Origin of the sequence: Enterobacter sp. 118C5 (genome assembly GCF_034107645.1) — a bacterium.
GTDB lineage: Bacteria > Pseudomonadota > Gammaproteobacteria > Enterobacterales > Enterobacteriaceae > Enterobacter > Enterobacter nematophilus.
On the sequence record NZ_JAWNEU010000011.1, the window covers coordinates 1 to 18,097 of the forward strand.

The 18,097-nt window shown below is 52.4% G+C and carries 17 protein-coding genes; 5 read left to right on the forward strand and 12 right to left on the reverse strand.

Annotation, left to right across the window (positions count from 1 at the left end; all coding sequences use genetic code 11):
• Positions 1 to 91 precede the first annotated feature (91 nt).
• Positions 92 to 529, reverse strand: coding sequence for a universal stress protein UspA (gene uspA, locus UTO39_RS16795; RefSeq protein WP_003861223.1), 438 nt, complete (start codon positions 527 to 529; stop codon positions 92 to 94).
• A 283-nt stretch (positions 530 to 812) separates the two neighbouring features.
• Between uspA and uspB the strand changes: the two genes are divergently transcribed.
• Positions 813 to 1,148: a universal stress protein UspB gene (gene uspB, locus UTO39_RS16800; RefSeq protein ID WP_003861224.1), complete on the forward strand. Its 336-nt coding sequence runs from the start codon at positions 813 to 815 to the stop codon at positions 1,146 to 1,148.
• Positions 1,149 to 1,191: 43 nt separating this feature from the next.
• Here the strand turns inward: uspB and UTO39_RS16805 are convergent, their stop codons facing one another.
• From UTO39_RS16805 to pitA, 3 genes are all read right to left on the reverse strand, one after another.
• Entirely contained in the window at positions 1,192 to 1,599 is a 408-nt protein-coding gene (locus UTO39_RS16805) for a hypothetical protein (protein ID WP_151412416.1), read from the reverse strand.
• On the reverse strand, positions 1,577 to 1,954 hold the full coding sequence (locus UTO39_RS16810) for a polymorphic toxin type 44 domain-containing protein (RefSeq protein WP_320727620.1): 378 nt from the start codon (positions 1,952 to 1,954) through the stop codon (positions 1,577 to 1,579). Before UTO39_RS16810 ends, UTO39_RS16805 begins: the two co-directional genes overlap by 23 nt.
• Positions 1,955 to 2,128: 174 nt before the next feature.
• On the reverse strand, positions 2,129 to 3,628 hold the full coding sequence (gene pitA, locus UTO39_RS16815; protein ID WP_061096814.1) for an inorganic phosphate transporter PitA: 1,500 nt from the start codon (positions 3,626 to 3,628) through the stop codon (positions 2,129 to 2,131).
• Between the two features lie 228 nt (positions 3,629 to 3,856).
• Here pitA and UTO39_RS16820 point away from each other — a divergent pair, with 228 nt between their 5' ends.
• The gene (locus UTO39_RS16820) at positions 3,857 to 5,053 is read left to right on the forward strand and encodes an NAD(P)/FAD-dependent oxidoreductase (protein ID WP_320727621.1); all 1,197 of its coding nucleotides are present in this window, start codon (positions 3,857 to 3,859) and stop codon (positions 5,051 to 5,053) included.
• Positions 5,054 to 5,107: 54 nt separating this feature from the next.
• Here the strand turns inward: UTO39_RS16820 and UTO39_RS16825 are convergent, their stop codons facing one another.
• The 5 genes from UTO39_RS16825 to UTO39_RS16845 form a co-directional block, all read right to left on the reverse strand.
• Positions 5,108 to 6,928, reverse strand: coding sequence for an integrin alpha (locus UTO39_RS16825; RefSeq protein WP_320727622.1), 1,821 nt, complete (start codon positions 6,926 to 6,928; stop codon positions 5,108 to 5,110).
• Positions 6,929 to 7,035: 107 nt separating this feature from the next.
• Positions 7,036 to 8,067, reverse strand: coding sequence for a fimbrial protein (locus UTO39_RS16830; RefSeq protein WP_320727623.1), 1,032 nt, complete (start codon positions 8,065 to 8,067; stop codon positions 7,036 to 7,038).
• Positions 8,067 to 10,583 carry a fimbria/pilus outer membrane usher protein gene (locus UTO39_RS16835; protein ID WP_320727624.1) on the reverse strand — a complete coding sequence of 839 codons (2,517 nt, stop codon included), beginning with the start codon at positions 10,581 to 10,583 and terminating at the stop codon, positions 8,067 to 8,069. The genes UTO39_RS16830 and UTO39_RS16835 overlap by 1 nt, the downstream gene beginning before the upstream one ends.
• 36 nt (positions 10,584 to 10,619) lie before the next feature.
• Entirely contained in the window at positions 10,620 to 11,303 is a 684-nt protein-coding gene (locus UTO39_RS16840) for a molecular chaperone (protein WP_320727625.1), read from the reverse strand.
• Positions 11,304 to 11,358: 55 nt separating this feature from the next.
• The gene (locus UTO39_RS16845; RefSeq protein WP_320727626.1) at positions 11,359 to 11,922 is read right to left on the reverse strand and encodes a fimbrial protein; all 564 of its coding nucleotides are present in this window, start codon (positions 11,920 to 11,922) and stop codon (positions 11,359 to 11,361) included.
• 616 nt (positions 11,923 to 12,538) lie between these two features.
• Between UTO39_RS16845 and UTO39_RS16850 the strand changes: the two genes are divergently transcribed.
• Positions 12,539 to 13,564 carry a TerC/Alx family metal homeostasis membrane protein gene (locus UTO39_RS16850; RefSeq protein WP_266179768.1) on the forward strand — a complete coding sequence of 342 codons (1,026 nt, stop codon included), beginning with the start codon at positions 12,539 to 12,541 and terminating at the stop codon, positions 13,562 to 13,564.
• Positions 13,565 to 14,039: 475 nt separating this feature from the next.
• Here the strand turns inward: UTO39_RS16850 and UTO39_RS16855 are convergent, their stop codons facing one another.
• The gene (locus tag UTO39_RS16855) at positions 14,040 to 14,702 is read right to left on the reverse strand and encodes an HAD family hydrolase (protein ID WP_080441982.1); all 663 of its coding nucleotides are present in this window, start codon (positions 14,700 to 14,702) and stop codon (positions 14,040 to 14,042) included.
• 240 nt (positions 14,703 to 14,942) lie between these two features.
• On the opposite strand from UTO39_RS16855, the gene UTO39_RS16860 reads away from it, so the two are divergent.
• On the forward strand, positions 14,943 to 15,470 hold the full coding sequence (locus tag UTO39_RS16860) for an NlpC/P60 family protein (RefSeq protein WP_320727627.1): 528 nt from the start codon (positions 14,943 to 14,945) through the stop codon (positions 15,468 to 15,470).
• 5 nt (positions 15,471 to 15,475) lie between these two features.
• On the opposite strand, the gene UTO39_RS16865 is transcribed toward UTO39_RS16860, so the two are convergent.
• Positions 15,476 to 16,270: an SDR family NAD(P)-dependent oxidoreductase gene (locus UTO39_RS16865; protein WP_253543519.1), complete on the reverse strand. Its 795-nt coding sequence runs from the start codon at positions 16,268 to 16,270 to the stop codon at positions 15,476 to 15,478.
• 32 nt (positions 16,271 to 16,302) lie between these two features.
• The gene (locus UTO39_RS16870; protein ID WP_151412424.1) at positions 16,303 to 17,184 is read right to left on the reverse strand and encodes a LysR family transcriptional regulator; all 882 of its coding nucleotides are present in this window, start codon (positions 17,182 to 17,184) and stop codon (positions 16,303 to 16,305) included.
• A gap of 99 nt (positions 17,185 to 17,283) precedes the next feature.
• On the opposite strand from UTO39_RS16870, the gene UTO39_RS16875 reads away from it, so the two are divergent.
• Complete coding sequence (locus tag UTO39_RS16875; RefSeq protein ID WP_061096823.1) at positions 17,284 to 17,790, forward strand: phenolic acid decarboxylase; 507 nt, start codon at positions 17,284 to 17,286, stop codon at positions 17,788 to 17,790.
• Positions 17,791 to 18,097: the final 307 nt, after the last annotated feature.

Sequence of the window (18,097 nt, forward strand, 5' to 3'; positions counted from 1 at the left end):
CACCCCAACCCCTCTCCCCATAGGGGTGAGGGGCTCGATCGTTCCCTCTCCCCTTTGGGGAGAGGGCTAGGGTGAGGGGAATTTAATGCACTTACTCGTCTTCTTCGTCGCGCAGCGGAACAATCAGCATGTCCACGTGAACGGTGTTAATCAGCTGGCGCGCTGAAGACATCAGCTTGCTCCAGAAGTCCTGATGGTGACCGCATACCACCAGGTCCATATCGTATTTCTTAATCGCATCAACCAGCACCTGGCCCAGGTCGCCGCTGCCGCTCAGGGTTTCGGTGATCGGATAGCCCGCGTTGGTGGAGAGCTCGCTCAGCGCGTGATGCGTCTCTTCGGAGATGCGTTTCTGCATATCGCCCAGATTAACGTCGATCAGACCGGTGTAGAGGTCGGAGTAATTCACATCAACGTGAATCAGGGAGACTTTCGCGTTGTAGGGACGTGCCATGGATACCGCTTTATCAACCAGCACTTTGCTCTCCGGGGAGAGATCTACCGCGATGAGAATGTGTTTGTAAGCCATAGTGTTACTCCTTCCTTAAGTTATCGATGACTAAATGGGAAAGCCGTCGTCTGATGCTTTCATTACGGCCCAGTTAAACATATTTTTCAAGCTTTGGTGTTGATAACGATTAACCTTGTGGCAAAAAAATTAACGGATCTCCTACACTATTTAATGAGCCGTTCGGATATTAAAACGCGAACCGGATCGACTTTTGGTCATTCTTTCACTGAACTGTCTGTCAGGGCATTGGGGTGCGGTAGCTCAGGAGCCTTGCTTCGTGGGCGGACGCCGGGGAGGATGTATGATTAGCACCGTCGCATTGTTTTGGGCGTTATGCGTAGTTTGCATAGTGAATATGGCGCGCTACTTCTCATCGTTACGTGCGCTGTTAGTGGTACTTCGTGGTTGCGATCCGTTGCTGTATCAGTATGTGGACGGTGGAGGGTTCTTCACCTCGCATGGACAGCCCAGCAAGCAGATGCGTCTGGTGGGGTATATCTACTACCAGCGCTACCGCGATCATCACGATGAAGAATTTATCCGTCGCTGCGAGCGTCTGCGTCGTCAGTTCATTTTGACCAGCGCCCTGTGCGGGCTGGTCGTGGTCAGTATGATTGCATTGATGATTTGGCACTGAGCATGACAGCAGGCGGGGTAAGCCCCGCCTTGTTTCATCTGGCTCAGGGCTTAACTGAGAACTGGAGATTTGAAACAGTGTCCTCAATCGAGATGACCTTCCCGCTATAGGTAATTTTCACTTCTCCGTTTGCATCAATGCTGGCAGAGGTAATTGTGCCTGTACCTTCAATGACCGGATGCTTCATTGCGAGCTGTTGGATAATGTCAGTATCTTCCCCTGCTATCTCTTGCGAGAGATAGTAGCGGTAGATTGTTGGCACGGTTGCGCCGCCTTGGTTGTTCACGGTCATATAGAGCCAGACGCGGTCAGATAATTGATAAACGCGTTGAAGTTCATCACTCGCTTGCCGGTTGGGCTGGTGGTTGAGCCAAAAAAATCCAATGACAAGAGCTAAAAGCGATAATGTCACAAGGCGATGAATCCATTTAGTAGCCGTTTTGAATGGCATACTCTATTCCTTCTCTGATATTGCGTTGGTCCGTCGGGTCGTCCCCGTAAGGTGGTTTTTCGTGCCATTTTTTTGAGGTGCCAGCACGGCTTTGAGCCCAGCCTGCGCCCATAAGAAGGATATTTGCGGGGATGCCCGCAGCAGTTCCGGCGGCGCCGAAATTGAAGTTACCAAATGCTGCAAAGTATGGGTCGAATTTTTTATAATCCCAGGGACCACCATTGCGGACTTTTTGGTAGAACCAATAATACGTTGAGGGTGTGGCCATATTACGCGACATACCGTGAAGGCGTGCTTCACGCATGTTGTTCGCTATAACTATTGAACCTGGTCCTGCAATAGGGACAGAAGCCATACATTCTCCTTTGTCTGGTTTTTCTTCTGGGCGCCATGATAGATTTTTCTTTGATATAGGGTTGGACAAAAAATGTTCAGAAAATCCTTGCGTTATAAAACGTCCGACTACAAATAACAGCCATAAAAAAAGCGGGTCAGTTTCCTGACCCGCTTTTTTGTCGCCTTCAACCGATTAAATCAGCTTCAGCGAAATCCAGTACAGACCGCCAGACAGCAGGATGGACGCCGGAAGGGTGAACACCCAGGCCATCAGAATGTTGGTCACGGTTTTGCGCTGCAAACCGCCGCCGTCAACAATCATGGTACCTGCCACGGACGAGGAGAGTACGTGGGTGGTGGATACCGGCATACCGGTGTAGCTTGCCAGACCGATAGATACCGCAGCCGTCATCTGCGCGGACATACCCTGCGCATAGGTCATGCCTTTCTTACCGATCTTCTCGCCGATGGTGGTCGCCACACGACGCCAGCCAATCATTGTACCGATACCCAGTGCCAGCGCGACGGCCATGATGATCCAGATTGGCGCGTACTCGATGGTGTTGAGCATGTCGCTTTTCAGTTTCTTCAGCAGACGTTTGTCGTCTGAATTCACCTCTGGCAGCTTCGCGACTTTATCGGTCACGTCAGAAATGCAGAGCATGATACGACGCAGCTGACCACGCTGTTCAACGGCCAGTTTGTCGTAGCTTTCGATATTGCCCAGCATGCCTTTGGCACGTTCCAGCGCGTTAATCGCGTTAGCCGGATGGCAGTGGAATTCGCCCGGTGCCGTCGTTGCACCTGATTCCGGGGAAGGGATCAGCTGATCAACGCCGGTCGCTTTTTTCAGCAGCTCAGGGTGCTGCTGGAAATAGGTCTCAACGTTGTTGACCGCATCACGGGTACGGGTAATTTCGTAACCAGACGCGTTCATATTCACCACGAAGCCCGCCGGAGCGACGCCAATCAGAACCAGCATCACCAGACCAATGCCTTTCTGCCCGTCGTTCGCGCCATGAGAGAAGGCCACGCCGATAGCGGAAATGATCAGGGCGATACGCGTCCAGAACGGCGGCTTTTTCTTGCCGTCTTTCTTCTCACGCTCTGCTGGCGTGAGGTGGATTCGCGCGCGTTTCTTCGTGTTGCTCCAGTAGCGACGCAGGATGAAAATCAATCCACCCGCTACCACCAGACCCACGATAGGGGAGATGATCAGAGAGCCGAAAATGCCCAGTACTTTAGGCAGGTTCAGCGCATCAACAACCGATGTCCCGGTCATCAGGGCGTTAGTTAACCCGATACCGATAATCGCGCCGATGAGAGTGTGAGAGCTGGATGCAGGCAGGCCAAAATACCAGGTACCGAGGTTCCAGATAATGGCAGCAAGCAGCATTGAGAACACCATGGCAAGGCCATGACCGGAACTCACGTTAAGCAGCAGATCCGTTGGCAGCATATGCACGATCGCATACGCAACGCTCAGTCCGCCCAGGAGGACACCAAAAAAGTTAAATACCGCCGCCATAACAACCGCAAGCTGCGATCGCATTGCGCGAGTGTAGATAACCGTTGCTACTGCGTTTGCAGTGTCGTGGAAGCCGTTGATCGCTTCGTAAAACAGTACAAAAACCAGAGCAAGCAATAGTAAAAGCCCGGTATGTAAATCCAGGCCGGCAAACAAATGTAGCATAGGACGTTACGCCATTTTGAGGACATGAACGCGGCGCATTATCCAGGACAAATGCGCAACGGGCAAAGTGAAATATAGACTTTTTTTGACATACCACCTGATTTGAGAAAAGTGCCTGAAAGGATAATCGTTAAATTTCAATGGAATGGCTTTGTAATATCTTTTTACGCTGGTGTGACCACAGAGGAAACTTTACAATCCGCGGCAGTTAACGAAGAGGGTTTTGACGTGGAAAGGTTTGATGCCGTGGTAATTGGCGCCGGTGCGGCGGGTATGTTTTGTGCGGCGATGGCCGGACAGGCGGGTCGTCGCGTACTGTTGCTGGACAACGGAAAAAAGCCAGGCCGCAAGATCCTGATGTCGGGCGGCGGGCGCTGCAATTTCACCAATCTTTATGTCGAACCCGCGGCCTATTTGAGCCAGAACCGTCATTTTTGTAAATCTGCGCTGGCGCGTTACACCCAGTGGGACTTTATCGACCTGGTGGGTAAGCACGGCATCGCGTGGCATGAAAAGACCCTGGGACAGCTGTTCTGCGACGACTCCGCGCAGCAGATTGTCGATATGCTGGTAGCCGAGTGTGAGAAGGGCGGCGTGGTTATGCGCCTGCGCACGGAAGTGCTTGAGGTCGCCCGCGACGAGCAGGGCTACACGCTGCAGCTCAATGGTGACACCGTCAGCGCCGAAAATCTGGTCATCGCCAGCGGCGGCCTCTCGATGCCGGGACTGGGCGCCTCACCGTTCGGCTACAAAATCGCCGAGCAGTTTGGCCTGAAGGTGCTGCCAACCCGCGCCGGGCTGGTGCCGTTTACGCTGCATAAGCCGCTGCTGGAGCAGCTTCAGACGCTTTCCGGCGTCTCTGTTCCCTCCGTTATTACTGCCGAAGACGGGACGGTGTTCCGCGAAAATCTGCTCTTTACCCACCGCGGCCTCTCCGGTCCGGCGGTTTTGCAAATCTCCAGCTACTGGCAGCCGGGCGAATTTGTCACGGTCAATCTGGTGCCGGACTGCGATCTGGACGCGTTCATCAACGAGCAGCGCGCAGCACACCCGAATCAGAGCCTGAAAAATACCCTGGCGATGCAGCTGCCGAAGCGTCTGGTAGAGTGTTTGCAGGGGCTGGGGCAGATCCCGGATGTGTCGCTCAAGCAGCTTAACAGCCGCGAACAAGAGATGCTGGTTGAAACTCTGACGAACTGGCGCGTTCAGCCAAACGGCACCGAGGGGTATCGCACGGCGGAAGTGACGCTGGGCGGCGTTGATACGAATGAGCTTTCTTCACGCACGATGGAAGCGCGTAACGTACCGGGGCTCTACTTTATCGGCGAGGTGATGGACGTGACCGGCTGGCTCGGCGGGTACAACTTCCAGTGGGCATGGTCGAGCGCCTGGGCGTGCGCGCAGGCGCTGCAAAATGCGCAATAAATTGCCGGGGAGTCTCCTCCCCGGCGGTGTTGCCCCATTCAGATGACGTAAGAATTAATCCGGGATGATGTAATCCGCAATGCGGAAGGTGACTTTACCCGTCCAGCTGTTATCACGGTAAGAACCAATGGCGAGACTATCCTGGGTGAAGCCATTGAAGCTGCCGGCCGCAACGGAGGCACCGAATTTTTCATACTGATTTTTACCCCAGTAGACTTTCGCAACGCCTTCACTCACCAGCGTATTAATATTGATCATGCCCTCATCGTCAGCGTAATCATCCAGGCTTTTACCGCCGTTGATCACATACACGGCGCCCACCTGAGTGCCGCTGGAGTTCAGCGCATTCGGATCGCCAATCACCAGATCCTTCTTGCCGTCACCGTTCAGATCCACGTTTCCGAGAATGCTATTCCCGAACCCTGCCAGCTTGCTGCCAGGCCTGTCGGCGTAAATGGCATAGCCATCTCGTACGCTAAAGTTTTTGTTGAAGTTCAGCCGGGTGTGCGCCGCATCAAGGAACAGGGAGGATGGCAGCTTAGTGCCGTCGGTCTTACCTTTGATAATCCAGACCAGCCCGGAACGCTTTTTGTCGATGCCCATGTCGGCGGGGGCGCTGATCGCAAAAGCGTTATAGTGCGTACTCAGGAAGTTACCTAACGGCGTGATGGTGCCGTTATTGGGTTTATCCTGAGTATAGGCGCTATGATCGTTACTCCCTTCACCTCCCCCAGACTGACCGCCAAGGAAAGCCGCCCCCATACCGTGAAGACGGGTCGCTTGCGTCGCGTTTAGCGAGGCGATGTCGAGATTCCCCTGGTTGAAACTGCTGCCGTAGACAAGATACGCCGTGCCGCGTCCATCAGCGCCGCTGTTTTCTGATTTACGGCCTTCATTGACGGATTCCGGGTCGACGATCAGATAATCACTGAAGCCGTCGCCGTTAATATCTCCGACATCGCCGATCTGCTGCCCGAGGTTGTAGTTAAGCGGTTTCTCCGGACCGTTGGTGGCGGTCATCTGCGGACGAATATAGGCGCCGGTCGCGGCAGGGATCTCCCAGTCGCCCAGGCTGTTGCGCTTAATATCAATGTTCTGCCACTGGTCGCCAGGCTTCTGGGCGCCGTAGATAATGACCGCGCCGCCGCGTCCGCCAGTGCCTTCGATATCGCCGATAGCGAGATCGACCATCTTGTTGGCCACAGCAGAATTTTTATATTTAATTGGGCCTACCGCGGCGCCAAACCAGCCACCGGTATTAGCATTGCCTGAAGAATTCACCGTACGGATGCGAATACCCAGGCGAGCATCGCCGTTGTCGATATCATTGAGGTCTATCTGATTAGAAAGCCGCGCGCCTGTGCGGTGATGCGGCCCGCCCCAGATAATATAGACCTGATCATGCCAGTGGGAGGCGATGACTAAATCGTCATATCCATCGCCGTTAATATCACCAATTTTGCGTACCGCGACGCCCATCCATTTTGTCGTCACTGAGCCAGGCTTATTCGCTTTATTGCTGTGGAAGATTTTAAGCGCGTTTTGCGGATCGAATTCACCTACGTTGTTCACTTCCTGCATGGTTTTACCGCCGGAAGTACCGAAAATAACGTACGCGAGCCCTTTCGCGCTATCCCCCCAGGGGGCCGTAATCACAATATCTTCGCCCGCGATATGTGAGCCATTGTCCTTATCGGAAAACTTACCGATCGTGGCCATTGTCATACCGAAATAGTCTTTACTCTTTTCTCCCTTGATGGAGAAAGGCGCTGAGTAGGGCTCAATATCGCTGGCGATGGCCTGAGAGGCCGTCATGCCTGCACCTAATATGGCCGCAACGCAAAGTGCTACGCGCGTTTTACTTTTCAGTTTCATGTTATATATCCTTATACAAATCCATTTAAGTTACCCGGCAACTCATTTCTATAGTGCTATGAGTTGCAGTGAAATAAGATGTATCTTTAGTGGATTAAGTTTTTTCTTTATTTAAACTCGAAATCCAGCGTTGAGGTGGCTTCAAATTTTCCCGGTTCTGGAGATTTTTCTCCTTGTTGCACGGGCGTAGCTACAATAGTGACATTACCCCCCTGTGTCGGAATGGCCGAACTGCTGCCATCAATTTTATTACCGTTGTGTTCAAGTTTTATTCCTAAATCGTTGCGATCTCCTCCTTCTTTATTACGGGTTCTGATAAAACCAGCGTCATTAAAGTCGGAGGTGCGGAATTTAATCTCCGCCCTTCTGACATCCGCTTCGTCATCACAGGTTACGTTGAGCGGAATGCTTTTTTGCTTACTGTTGGCTTCAGGCGTAAATTCATTTGCTGTAATATCACCAAACGGGATGTTAATGGGTTCTCCGCCATTAATCGTACAATTTGGCGGAATAGTAATAATCATTTCAAAATTGAGTTTCACAAACGGTTTAGTGGGATCGAAATCACCTGATTTTTTTCGGGCGTAAACTGTAAGTAGCTCTTGTGCAGGGTATACATGTTGGCCTGTGATCTTCTTGGTTAACTCTACTGAAACCGTCCCGCTAGAACCCGTTTTAAACGGATGTTCTTCATTAACATCGTCACAATCTAAATTCGTTATGTTTTGATTATCTACCCCTGAACTATTTTGCAAATCAACAGTCGCTTGATTTTGGATAGTACCACCAATGTCTATCTTAAAGCCGATATTAATACCTTTCTCTTCATCGAATGGATAGTAAATAAACTCGCCATTACGTTTACCACTTCCCGATTTCAGCACGTCACTGGTAAATTTAAAGAAGACACTTTCTTTATCGGACGAGTTTATACAGAAGCATATGCCCGAAAAGTTTCGATTATTATCCCATCCCTCCTGTACAGACCCTGGTATATGTTCGGCAGTGAGATTTTTGCTAATCGGAAAAACGGTTGCTCCGCCAATTGGCCAGCAACTGCCCGGAATAGCAGCAAAGGCAGGCGATCCCATCAATCCGCCTGCTGCCAGGCACACGAGTAACGCTAATTTTTTCATCATCAATTCCTTAAATCATTAACGGTTTTTTTGCAGGTCTGCGTTAACTGCACAATTCCGCTAATCGTGGGTTCCTGGCCAGAAAGCTGATAGTTAACCTGGCAACGCTGATTGGGTTTCTTACCCCAGCTCACGTCTAACGTTCCTTTTTCTGCCATACCGGTAAGGAATACGCTGCCTTCATCACCCACAATGCTGCTGGTGGTGTTTTGAGAAACAACGGCGCCGAACGGAACGGGTTTACCCTGCGCATCTTTCAGCGTCATCATCAGGCGTTTACCCACCGCGGTGGTAAAACGTGCCCGAACGATGGCTCCCCGGGTGGGAACGACTTTATGGCTATTGCTTTCCAGCTCAACATCATCTGGCAGCGTGTCGGGTCTCAGCTGGATTGTGCTCTCCTGATAAGGGGCCAGGTACGGCACCACGGCATATCCCCGGGAGTCGGTACGCACGCCAGCGTGGTTACGGACGCTGACACCCGCTGCATCCGGCGCTTCAACCAGAGCGACCGTTTCACCCAGCGACTGCGCCAGCGTGACGCCATGCGGGTGAACCAGCACGCCGCCTCGCAGGTTATAATTCAGCCGCTGTGCGTCCCGGCTATAGCCATACCCGGCGCCAACCTGCGCATAGCGTCCGCTATAGCTAAGCGATACATCACTGCTGTTTGCCTGGCTGCCTGGGTTGATGTTCTGCTGTACGCTCCAGTTCAGGTTATTGTCCTCAAGGGCGCTGCCGCTCAGGGAAACGCTGTGGCCAGGCGAGCGGTTATCTGCTGCGGAAAATGAGTAACCGGCACGTGCAGAGCGGAGCCATTTGTCCAGAGGAACGCTTACGCTCAGGCTGAACAGATTGTCCTGGTTATAGCGACGCTGGTTATCCTCTTTTGTTACGTTCAGATAGTGGCTGTAGTTCAGGCTATAGCTAATACCGTTCCAGCTATTGCCATAGCCCAGCGTGGCGGAGGTCGTGCGTTTTTTGCTGGTGTGGTAATCCTCGCTGACCAGCATGGAGGAGAGGTAGCCGAGGTTGTCTCCCAGATTTTGGTTCAGCGTCAGTTCCGTACGGCTGCGACGTCGCTCCGGGATAGAGTGCTCCGAGTGGTAGCTGCTCAGCGTTTCGCCCAGCGTGTAGTAATCGGACGTTGAGTAGCGATAGCCCGCAATCGCAACGTTAGTGCCGGTAGAGAGCAGGTTTTTGTTATAGCGAAGGCGTAGCGACTGCCCCCGGTTTTTCTCTGCATGCTTGGTGGTTGCCCAGGCCTGGGTAATATCAAATGAGAGTGCGCCAAAATCCCCCATGTTTTTTCCCATGCCAAAGAGCAGGGACTGGTATTGACTGGCGGCCTGCATGCCACCGTATATCGAGGTTTCCCATGGAAGACCGTAAATCAGGCTCCCTTGCGAAAACGGCGCATTCTCAGCATCGCTGCTGCTGGAACGATAGGTGCCGCTAATGACTTCATATTTATATTGTCCTTCCCGCTGCATAACCGCTAACGACGCGTAGGGGACTAAAGAGACTTGCTCGCTGCCATCCGCCTCTTTCACAACCACTTTCAGCTCGCCGCTGCTGCCGAGGTAAAGATCGTTGATGACAAATTCGCCGGGCGGGACATAGCTTTGATAAATGCTGTAGCCATTCTGATAAATGGTGATCTGGGCATTAGTACGGGCGATACCGCGGATTACGGGGGCATAGCCCCGCATGCTTCCCGGAAGCATCTGTTCGTCGGAGTAGAGCTGCACGCCGCGAAATGGGGTGCTGTCAAAGACGTCAGAGGTAGAACTATTATCCCCGACAATCAGCTGGCTATTCAGGGCGCTGATATCGCGCTGTAAATAGGTATAGACCGATTCCCAGCGACCGGCTTGCCCCTGGCTATTGCTCCAGGTCGAAAAATTGCGTAAACGCCATGGGCCAACGTTCAGACCCGGACGCAGACTAAGGTACTGGCTATCGGTTCCCGTCCCGTTATTCGAGGTCCAGCTGGCGCCGCTGTAGTTGTAGCTGAGCGACAGGCCCGGAATTCCCTGCTCCCGACGCGCGGGATCGATGTAGCCGTGAGCCTGGCTGTCCAGCGCCGCCTGGGGAATGCTAAGTCTTAACGCCTGCTCGCTGAAGTCAAACTCGCTGCTCGCGTGTGGGATTGCCGCCAGTTTCGCGCAGCCCTGGGTATCATCCTGCAGCAGCGGGAAGGCCGCTGTTTTTACGCCAAACGACTGAAGCGTCTCCTTGCTAAGGCACGGAGCGAGAATATTTTTATGCTGTGCGTTCTCTTCGAGCCTAAACGTGATATCGCGCGTGTCGATCATTTTCTTGTTAAGAAAGAGGTCAACACGATAAACGCCGGGTGTCTGGCTATCTTTATTCTCAAAGAGAGAAAGATCGACTGCGGTACGCGGCGCGCCGCCTGTTTCCAGAAACGCCGGGTCGAAATAATCACTGGCGTATAGTGCGCTGGGTAATATCCAGGCAAAGCAAAGTGCTGGACGAATGCCCCAAAATATAGTCATGAAAAATATCCCTGAGAGGTTATTATTTTAAAGTCGTTATTCTATTTTTTGTGTGATTAACGGGCTGTTGCCGCCATAATCATTGATATATTTCCATTGTACGGTCGCGTTGTTTTTTAATTGCGCGTTATTCTCAGTAATTTTTTTACTGCTTTTAGGTGCCAGCATATCAATCTCTGACCATTTTTTGTTATTGATCTTCACCTCCGCAAATGAAATGTAATAAGACGATTTATTGCTTACGATGAGTTCATTGTTTTTAACAGACCACTGAACATTCTTGCCAATGTCCCTCGGTTCATCTGCCAGATTCGCCGGGCGATAAAATAATTTGATCCGGGTGTTTACCGCTATCTGCAGTTTGTTGACATCCTCTCTTGAAGAGGACGGGATCGATTTTACGTTGAGCCAGAAAAGCGACTCACGATCCAGAGGCAACGCGGCGCCGTTATAGATAATACGTAGTGCGTTGGCTTTACCTCCATCAAGACGAAATAGCGGTGGCGTCACAATAAACGGGGCTTTGGTACCCTGTGTATCATTGCCCTGTACCCAGCTTTGTACCAGGAAAGGGTTGGCAGTATTGTTTCTGACATTAATATTGCTCTCTTTCTTGTCGGCATTATATACCACTCGCGTATTGGATAAGGTCACACTGGCGTGTGACAAACAAGAGCCAAAGAGCAAGGCCAGCAGCGTCAGGTAGCGTTTCCTTAACATAAAACATCCTTGTGTTCCGGGCTATTATTCATTGCCCGGAACTGAGTCGAGTAATTTATTTATAGATAATGGTGTAATCCGCAACAGCGTCTGCTTTACCAGCGACCACACTATCAAGGGTTGATTTATAACGGGCTGAATACAGCAGGGTGGCTTTCCCCGTGGTGCCATCACCGGTAATAGGAATAAACTTATTTGGGTTATCACCCAGTCTCAGGGATGTTGCATCTTCATTAAGGAATTCAATCCCCAAACCCTTTGCGGTGTCGTCGCCGGTTTTAAGCGCGAGCAGATTGTTATCGATAGGATCATAAGCACCGCCAAATCGTGCTCCGGCTTCTTTAAGAACGTTGGTATCGCAGTTGGACAGGTCTATCTGGATGCGGTGAATACCTGCAACGTCACCTTTTGCTTTAAATGCAGAAGACGAGATGGTACCCATTTCAATCGTTGGGTTACCACCCTGACCGTTAATATCGACATCACAGGTGCTCTCGGTAATAGTGCCCGTGAAATTGATTTGCCCTGCACCCTTACCAGGAACTGCATCTGCCGCATGGCTGGAAGGGCTGGCAGCGGCAGCCAATAATAATCCCATGGCAATGACGGATTTATTCATCTTTAAACTATTCCTTAGTGTGTAAATGTTAGAACATTATTATTTCAGAGTTGTAACTCAACAGAGTTATTGCGTCCGCGACATGCGGATATTCCGTTAATGCGAAAAGTTAACGCGGGTATTCATCATTGCTTACCAGTACGTATGAACAATTTCCATCGCCAGAAGTCTGAATATATGTCGTAATCAGGTTAACAAGAGCTTAAAAAAAATAAAGTGAGAACGCTGTGATTTGTCTTTTGTTCATTTAAAATCAGTAAGTTACGATTTTCTTATCAGAGTTTAATCAGCATTTCTTTCTGAGAATTTTACGGCTTGTTTACTACTCGCTGAATATCGGGTGACGCTCTGCTGATAAAACTCTCAGAATAATGAAAGAATAATTGGCCTTTATGAGATGTATGAAAGGGATGCATGTTAATGCAGGACATTATGCCGTCGCGTTACGCGTTTTTAACCTCTTCTCCCTCAGGCAATTTTAACATCACATTTACATTTCCGGGCTGGCGCGAAGAAGTGTTATTATTATTCTCTTGCCCGGTGATACGGGCGTTTTCATCTTTTTGTTGCAAACGTTGTCTCTGCCAGCGCGCAGATGAATGTTAAGGATAGATTCATGGCTTCTGCTCATCTCGGTTTCCCGACTGAAACCGTTGTTGTCTTTGTGGTGATGGCCGTTGGGGCGATGTTTATCGACCTCTTCATGCACCGTCACGATAAACCTGTTTCGCTGAAAAGTGCGGCCATGTGGTCCGTTTTCTGGTTCTCGATGGCGATGGCCTTCGCCGGGTTTCTGTACATCCACCACGGCGCCGAGATGGCGAGCCTGTTCCTCACCGGTTACGCGCTGGAAGAGGTGCTCTCCATCGATAACCTGTTTGTGATGATGGCGATTTTCGCCTGGTTCGGCGTGCCGGATAAGTACCGTCACCGCGTGCTCTACTGGGGCGTGCTGGGGGCGATTGTTTTCCGCGGGATTTTCGTGGCGATCGGCACCAGCCTGCTGAGCCTGGGGCCGTACGTTGAGGTGATTTTCGCGCTGGTCGTCGGCTGGACGGCAGTGATGATGCTCAGACGCAATGAAGAGAGCGACGAAGTGGAAGATTACTCGGGTCACCTTGCCTATCGCCTGGTGAAACGCTTTTACCCCGTCTGGCCGAAAATCAGCAGCCACGCGTTTATCCTGACGCAGAAAGAGGTGGATGCGGAGCTTGAGAAGCCGGAAAACCAGGACGTAACGGTTGGCCGCGTGAAGAAGGCGAAACGCTATGCAACGCCGCTGCTGCTCTGCGTGGCGGTGGTGGAACTCTCTGACGTGATGTTCGCGTTTGACTCCGTACCGGCCATCATCGCGGTGAGCCGCGAGCCGCTGATTATCTACAGCGCCATGATGTTCGCCATTCTCGGCCTGCGTACGCTTTACTTCGTGCTGGAGGCGCTGAAGCAGTATCTGGTGCACCTGGAGAAAGCGGTGGTGCTGCTGCTGTTCTTCGTGGCGTTCAAGCTGGGTCTGAATGCGACCGATCACTTCTGGCACCACGGTTATAGCATTGGCGCGACGGCCAGCCTGTTTGTGGTCTTGGGCGTGCTGGCGCTGGGGATTATTGCGAGCGTGATGTTCCCGGGGAAACGTGAGGCCTGATGTACCGTTTTTCTCCCTCTCCCTGTGGATTGAGGAATCCCCAGTAATTTATAAGCAGAAGCAATAACGTTGTTTCAGAACGAGTTAAGACTTTCAGCGATGCCCTGGTCCGGCTGTAAATCGCCGAAGCGTTTCCGTAAGGCCGGGGCGAGGCGCACGGATGCGCCGAGAGGGCGTGGCCTGCAGGGATGCAGGCTCATGCCCGACCCGATAGCCTGAAGGAATAAGCTGAGGGTACCGCGAAGCGGCGATTTACCGCGGGGAGCCCGGGTCGCCAGGGCGGTGGCGATTGAGCCGCCCTGGCACGTTCACCGGTCATGTCCTTACAGAGTAGCAAGGAACGTGAAGTGAACGGAATGACCACCAGAGCTGTATGTTCCCCCTCACCCTAACCCTCTCCCCAAAGGGGCGAGGGGATTGTTCACTGCTCGCATTAATTTGTGGGGATCCCTCAGCCCTGTGGGAGGGGCCGCACTTAACCCTTAATCGGTGAATTCCGGCGCTTGCGCGGATGATGGAAGTGCCGCCAGTGCGGATCCTGCGCCGCGGCCAGCAGTTCGTGGTCGCCGCGGGTGTCTCCCCAGGCGCGCAGGTGATAGTCGTTCAGATCGCCATACACCTTCTCCAGCCTCGCCACTTTCTGGGCGCAGCGGCAGTTATTGCCCGTAATGCGTCCCGTCAGCTTGCCGTCCTTCACTTCCAGCTGCGTGCCAATCAGCTTAATGCCGAGCTTGTCCGCCCACGGCTGGAGCACCAGCGCCGGCGACGCAGAGCAGATAGTCACTTCCGCTCCGGAATTCACCTCAGCCGCCACCGCCAAAACCCCTTCGGGGCGCATCAGCTTGTTCCAGTATTTTTCGCAAAAGGCTTCCGCCTGCTGGCGTAGCCAGCGTTCGTCCACGCCCGTCAGGAACGTTTTAATCAGCACTTCCTTCAGCTCATCACGCGTCAGCTTGCGGCGCACGCAGTGGAGCGTGGGCAGCGCCATGCGCACCAGACGACCGGCAAAATAGCGTTTCCCAAAGGCAAAACGCAGGAAAGGGATAAAGCTGTCGTGGTGCGTGAGCGTCCCGTCAAAGTCAAAGACAGAGAGCACGCTGGATTTAGCCACCGTCTCGTCGGCAATCATATTGGTCATAAATACGTCTTAGCTGAATTACACATTCTGTCGATCAGTTTACCTGCTTTATCTGAACAGTCCTTACATCACCACCCTTTTTTTTCTCAATCTTGCGATCTGAAAGTGAGTCCAATTTTGGCCTCAATAAGGGTTGGTGAAAAAATGAGCTGTCTATATTATCGCCACATCGAAAGATATTTCGGGGGAACGTTGGCCCCCACAGGTAAGGAAAAATTCACTCTTAGCTCCTGTTTAGATATGACATTCAGATCGCTTATTTCAATCCTCACGTTAAGTTTTGCTTCGTTTTCCGCGCTGAGTTTTCAGCTGCCCGCCTCCATGATCTCGGTGAGGAGTGGCTTTGCGGAATCGCCGGTAAAGTCGGCCCTGCTTCACCAGGAGACGGGCCCACTCCGCTCCCGGATACTGGATCAATACCAGAAATGGAATGGGACTCACTATCAGTGGGGCGGCACCACGCACCGCGGAGTGGATTGCTCCGCGCTCATGCAGCATCTGTTCAGCGATGCGGCGCACCTTCACTTACCGCGCACGACGAGCGAGCAGATCCATCGCGGCGTTCGGGTGGCGCAATACCGTCTGAAGGCGGGAGATTTGGTCTTCTTCCAGACGGGCCCGAACCGCAAGCACGTCGGCGTTTATATTGGTAACAGCCAGTTTATTCACGCCTCCAGCAGCCAGGGCGTGACGGTCTCAACCCTGACTGATGACTACTGGCAGGATCGTTACATTACCGCCCGTCGTGTCGCGGGCAGCGCCGCCTGACGACGTTAAATAATGTCATCCACCACGCCACCATCGACGCGCAATGCCGCGCCCGAGGTGGCGGAGGCCTGCGCTGAACAGACATAAATCACCATATTAGCCACCTCTTCAACCGTGGCGGCGCGCTGGATAACCGAGCTGGGGCGGTTGGCCATGACAAATTCTTTCGCCAGCTGCTCCAGCGATTTACCGGTTCTCTCGATCTCATCTTTCATCATTTCAGCGAAACCGTCCGACATCGTCGGGCCCGGCAGCACGCTGTTCACCGTCACGCCGCTTCCCGCCACGAACTTCGCCAGCCCGCGCGCCAGCGAGAGCTGGGCCGTTTTGGTCACCCCGTAGTGGATCATGTCTGCCGGGATATTGCAGGCTGACTCGGAGGAGATAAACACCACGCGGCCCCAGCCTTTTTTCACCATGCCCGGCAGCAGGGCGCGGGAGAGGCGCACGCCGGACATCACGTTGGTCTGCCAGTAGCGCTCCCAGGTTTCATCGTCGGTGCCATAGAAATCCTGCGGGCCGTAAATCCCGGCGTTGTTCACCAGAATATCGACGTCGCTCGCGACCTTCAGCAGCGATTCAACCCCTTCCGCGGTGCTGAGATCGGCAATGGCGGCACGCACCTGCACGCCAGGCACAACCTGCTGCAGCTGCTGAATACCTTTGTTCACCGAGTCGGTGCTGCGGCCATTAACGATCACTTCCGCGCCGCTTTCTGCCAGGCCTCTGGCAATGGCGAACCCGATCCCGCCGGTTGAGGCGGTGACCAGGGCCACTTTCCCCGCAAAGTCGATTTTCATCATCAGCTCCTTATCGTTTTAACGTTCGGACCTTAAAGCGTAGCAGGTGATGATGACGGCTCCTGGCTAAAAAGGGCCAGCAGGGTTTCAACCTGCTCATCCAGCGGGGCGAGGGTGCGTTTCACGATCAGATGCAGCGGCGTGGCCCGACGCACGCCGTGGCTCAGCGGGAGGATTTTCAGTACGCCTTGCTCCAGCTGGGGCTGAATGCGTTCCTCCGGCAGCCAGCCGTAGCCGACCTGCGAGACGACCGCCTCTATGGCAGCGTCGATGGTCGAGAACGTCCACGACTCGCCGACCGCCCGCGCGGCGTTCTGGCTGTCCGCAATCTGGATAAGCGGCCACGGGCGCAGCATCTCATCATTCAGCGGCGCGTCGAGGCTAAAGAGGGGATGCTGGTGATGCGCCACGGCGACAAAGTCGATATTCATCAGCCATTCGCCGAGCCCGGTAATGTCCTGGCGGCGGGTTAAAACCATCACATCGGCCTCGTTGTTCATGGCATCGGCGCGGGTATTTTCCAGCACCTCCGTGAGGCGGACCTGAGTTTGCGGATACTGCTGCTGGAACTGACGCAGAATGGCGAACAGGCGGCGGCGCGGGAAAATCGAGTCCACCACCAGGTCCAGCCGCGTGCGCATCCCGTTACGTAGGGTCGCCGCGCGCGTCTCGACGTACGAAAATGCTTTCAGCAGCGGTTTCACCTGGCCGAGAAGCTGTTCTCCAGCCGGGGTCAATACCGCCCGTCGCCCCTCCGGCGCCAGCAGCGCCACGCCCAGCCGCTCCTGCAGCAGCGACAGGTTATAGCTCACCGAGGACTGGCTGCGGTGGGTTTCTTCCGCGGCTTTGGCAAAGCTGCCCGCGTCAACCACTTTTTCCAGTAAAGCCCACTGTTCCAGCGTCGTCTTGTGCATAATTTATCTAAAATTTGGATGAATTTGATTAAAACATAGCGTTATTCATTCATTTTTTGAAGGCTTAAGATCGTCTCATCAAAACGAAGGAGACATCTTATGAACACATTCGACAAACACGACCTAAGCGGCTTCGTTGGTAAACATCTGGTATATACCTACGATAACGGCTGGAATTACGAAATTTACATCAAAAATGAAAACACCATTGACTACCGTATTCATAGCGGCCTGGTGGGCAATCGCTGGGTGAAAGATCAGCGGGTGTATATCGTTCGCGTCGGTGAAAGCATCTATAAAATTTCCTGGACCGAGCCAACCGGCACCGACGTCAGCCTGATTGCGAACCTGGGTGACCGACTGTTCCACGGCACCATCTTCTTCCCACGTTGGGTCATGAATAACCCGGAAAAAACCGTCTGCTTCCAGAACGATCATATTCCGCTGATGAATAGCTATCGCGACGCTGGCCCGACCTATCCAACGGAAGTGATTGATGAATTCGCAACAATCACCTTTGTACGCGACTGTGGTGCCAACGATGAAAGCGTGATTGCCTGCGCGGCCAGCGAGTTACCGGAAAACTTTCCAGATAACTTAAAATAAGCGCGACAATTAACTAAAAAGAAAAGTTCCCGGTTATTTCTTCTTTTTCAGAAATAACCGGGATTTTTTTTTGTTTGTTTATGTTTGGTTTAAAATAATGACGAAGAAAATTGAATTAGATCACGAAATAAATAATTCATAATTAGTTAAGTATTTGTTTATAAATGAATTGATATTGATTTCGTTACATCTGGAATACGCATCTTAATTTTTCCCTAAGAAATGAACGATACCTTGATATGAGTTTATGGTTCGTTGAAATAAACGAACAGGCAATTGGTTAATATCAAGCGCGTGCCATTCTTAT

Coding starts and splice junctions, on each gene's coding strand:
- UTO39_RS16870 (WP_151412424.1), bottom strand. CDS start 17,184: ATGCACAAGACGACGCTGGAACAGTGGGCTTTACTGGAAAAAGTGGTT.
- UTO39_RS16810 (WP_320727620.1), bottom strand. CDS start 1,954: ATGGCTTCTGTCCCTATTGCAGGACCAGGTTCAATAGTTATAGCGAAC.
- UTO39_RS16850 (WP_266179768.1), top strand. CDS start 12,539: ATGGCTTCTGCTCATCTCGGTTTCCCGACTGAAACCGTTGTTGTCTTT.
- pitA (WP_061096814.1), bottom strand. CDS start 3,628: ATGCTACATTTGTTTGCCGGCCTGGATTTACATACCGGGCTTTTACTA.
- UTO39_RS16875 (WP_061096823.1), top strand. CDS start 17,284: ATGAACACATTCGACAAACACGACCTAAGCGGCTTCGTTGGTAAACAT.
- uspB (WP_003861224.1), top strand. CDS start 813: ATGATTAGCACCGTCGCATTGTTTTGGGCGTTATGCGTAGTTTGCATA.
- UTO39_RS16840 (WP_320727625.1), bottom strand. CDS start 11,303: ATGTTAAGGAAACGCTACCTGACGCTGCTGGCCTTGCTCTTTGGCTCT.
- UTO39_RS16865 (WP_253543519.1), bottom strand. CDS start 16,270: ATGAAAATCGACTTTGCGGGGAAAGTGGCCCTGGTCACCGCCTCAACC.
- UTO39_RS16830 (WP_320727623.1), bottom strand. CDS start 8,067: ATGATGAAAAAATTAGCGTTACTCGTGTGCCTGGCAGCAGGCGGATTG.
- UTO39_RS16845 (WP_320727626.1), bottom strand. CDS start 11,922: ATGAATAAATCCGTCATTGCCATGGGATTATTATTGGCTGCCGCTGCC.
- UTO39_RS16855 (WP_080441982.1), bottom strand. CDS start 14,702: ATGACCAATATGATTGCCGACGAGACGGTGGCTAAATCCAGCGTGCTC.
- UTO39_RS16805 (WP_151412416.1), bottom strand. CDS start 1,599: ATGCCATTCAAAACGGCTACTAAATGGATTCATCGCCTTGTGACATTA.
- uspA (WP_003861223.1), bottom strand. CDS start 529: ATGGCTTACAAACACATTCTCATCGCGGTAGATCTCTCCCCGGAGAGC.
- UTO39_RS16835 (WP_320727624.1), bottom strand. CDS start 10,583: ATGACTATATTTTGGGGCATTCGTCCAGCACTTTGCTTTGCCTGGATA.
- UTO39_RS16825 (WP_320727622.1), bottom strand. CDS start 6,928: ATGAAACTGAAAAGTAAAACGCGCGTAGCACTTTGCGTTGCGGCCATA.
- UTO39_RS16860 (WP_320727627.1), top strand. CDS start 14,943: ATGACATTCAGATCGCTTATTTCAATCCTCACGTTAAGTTTTGCTTCG.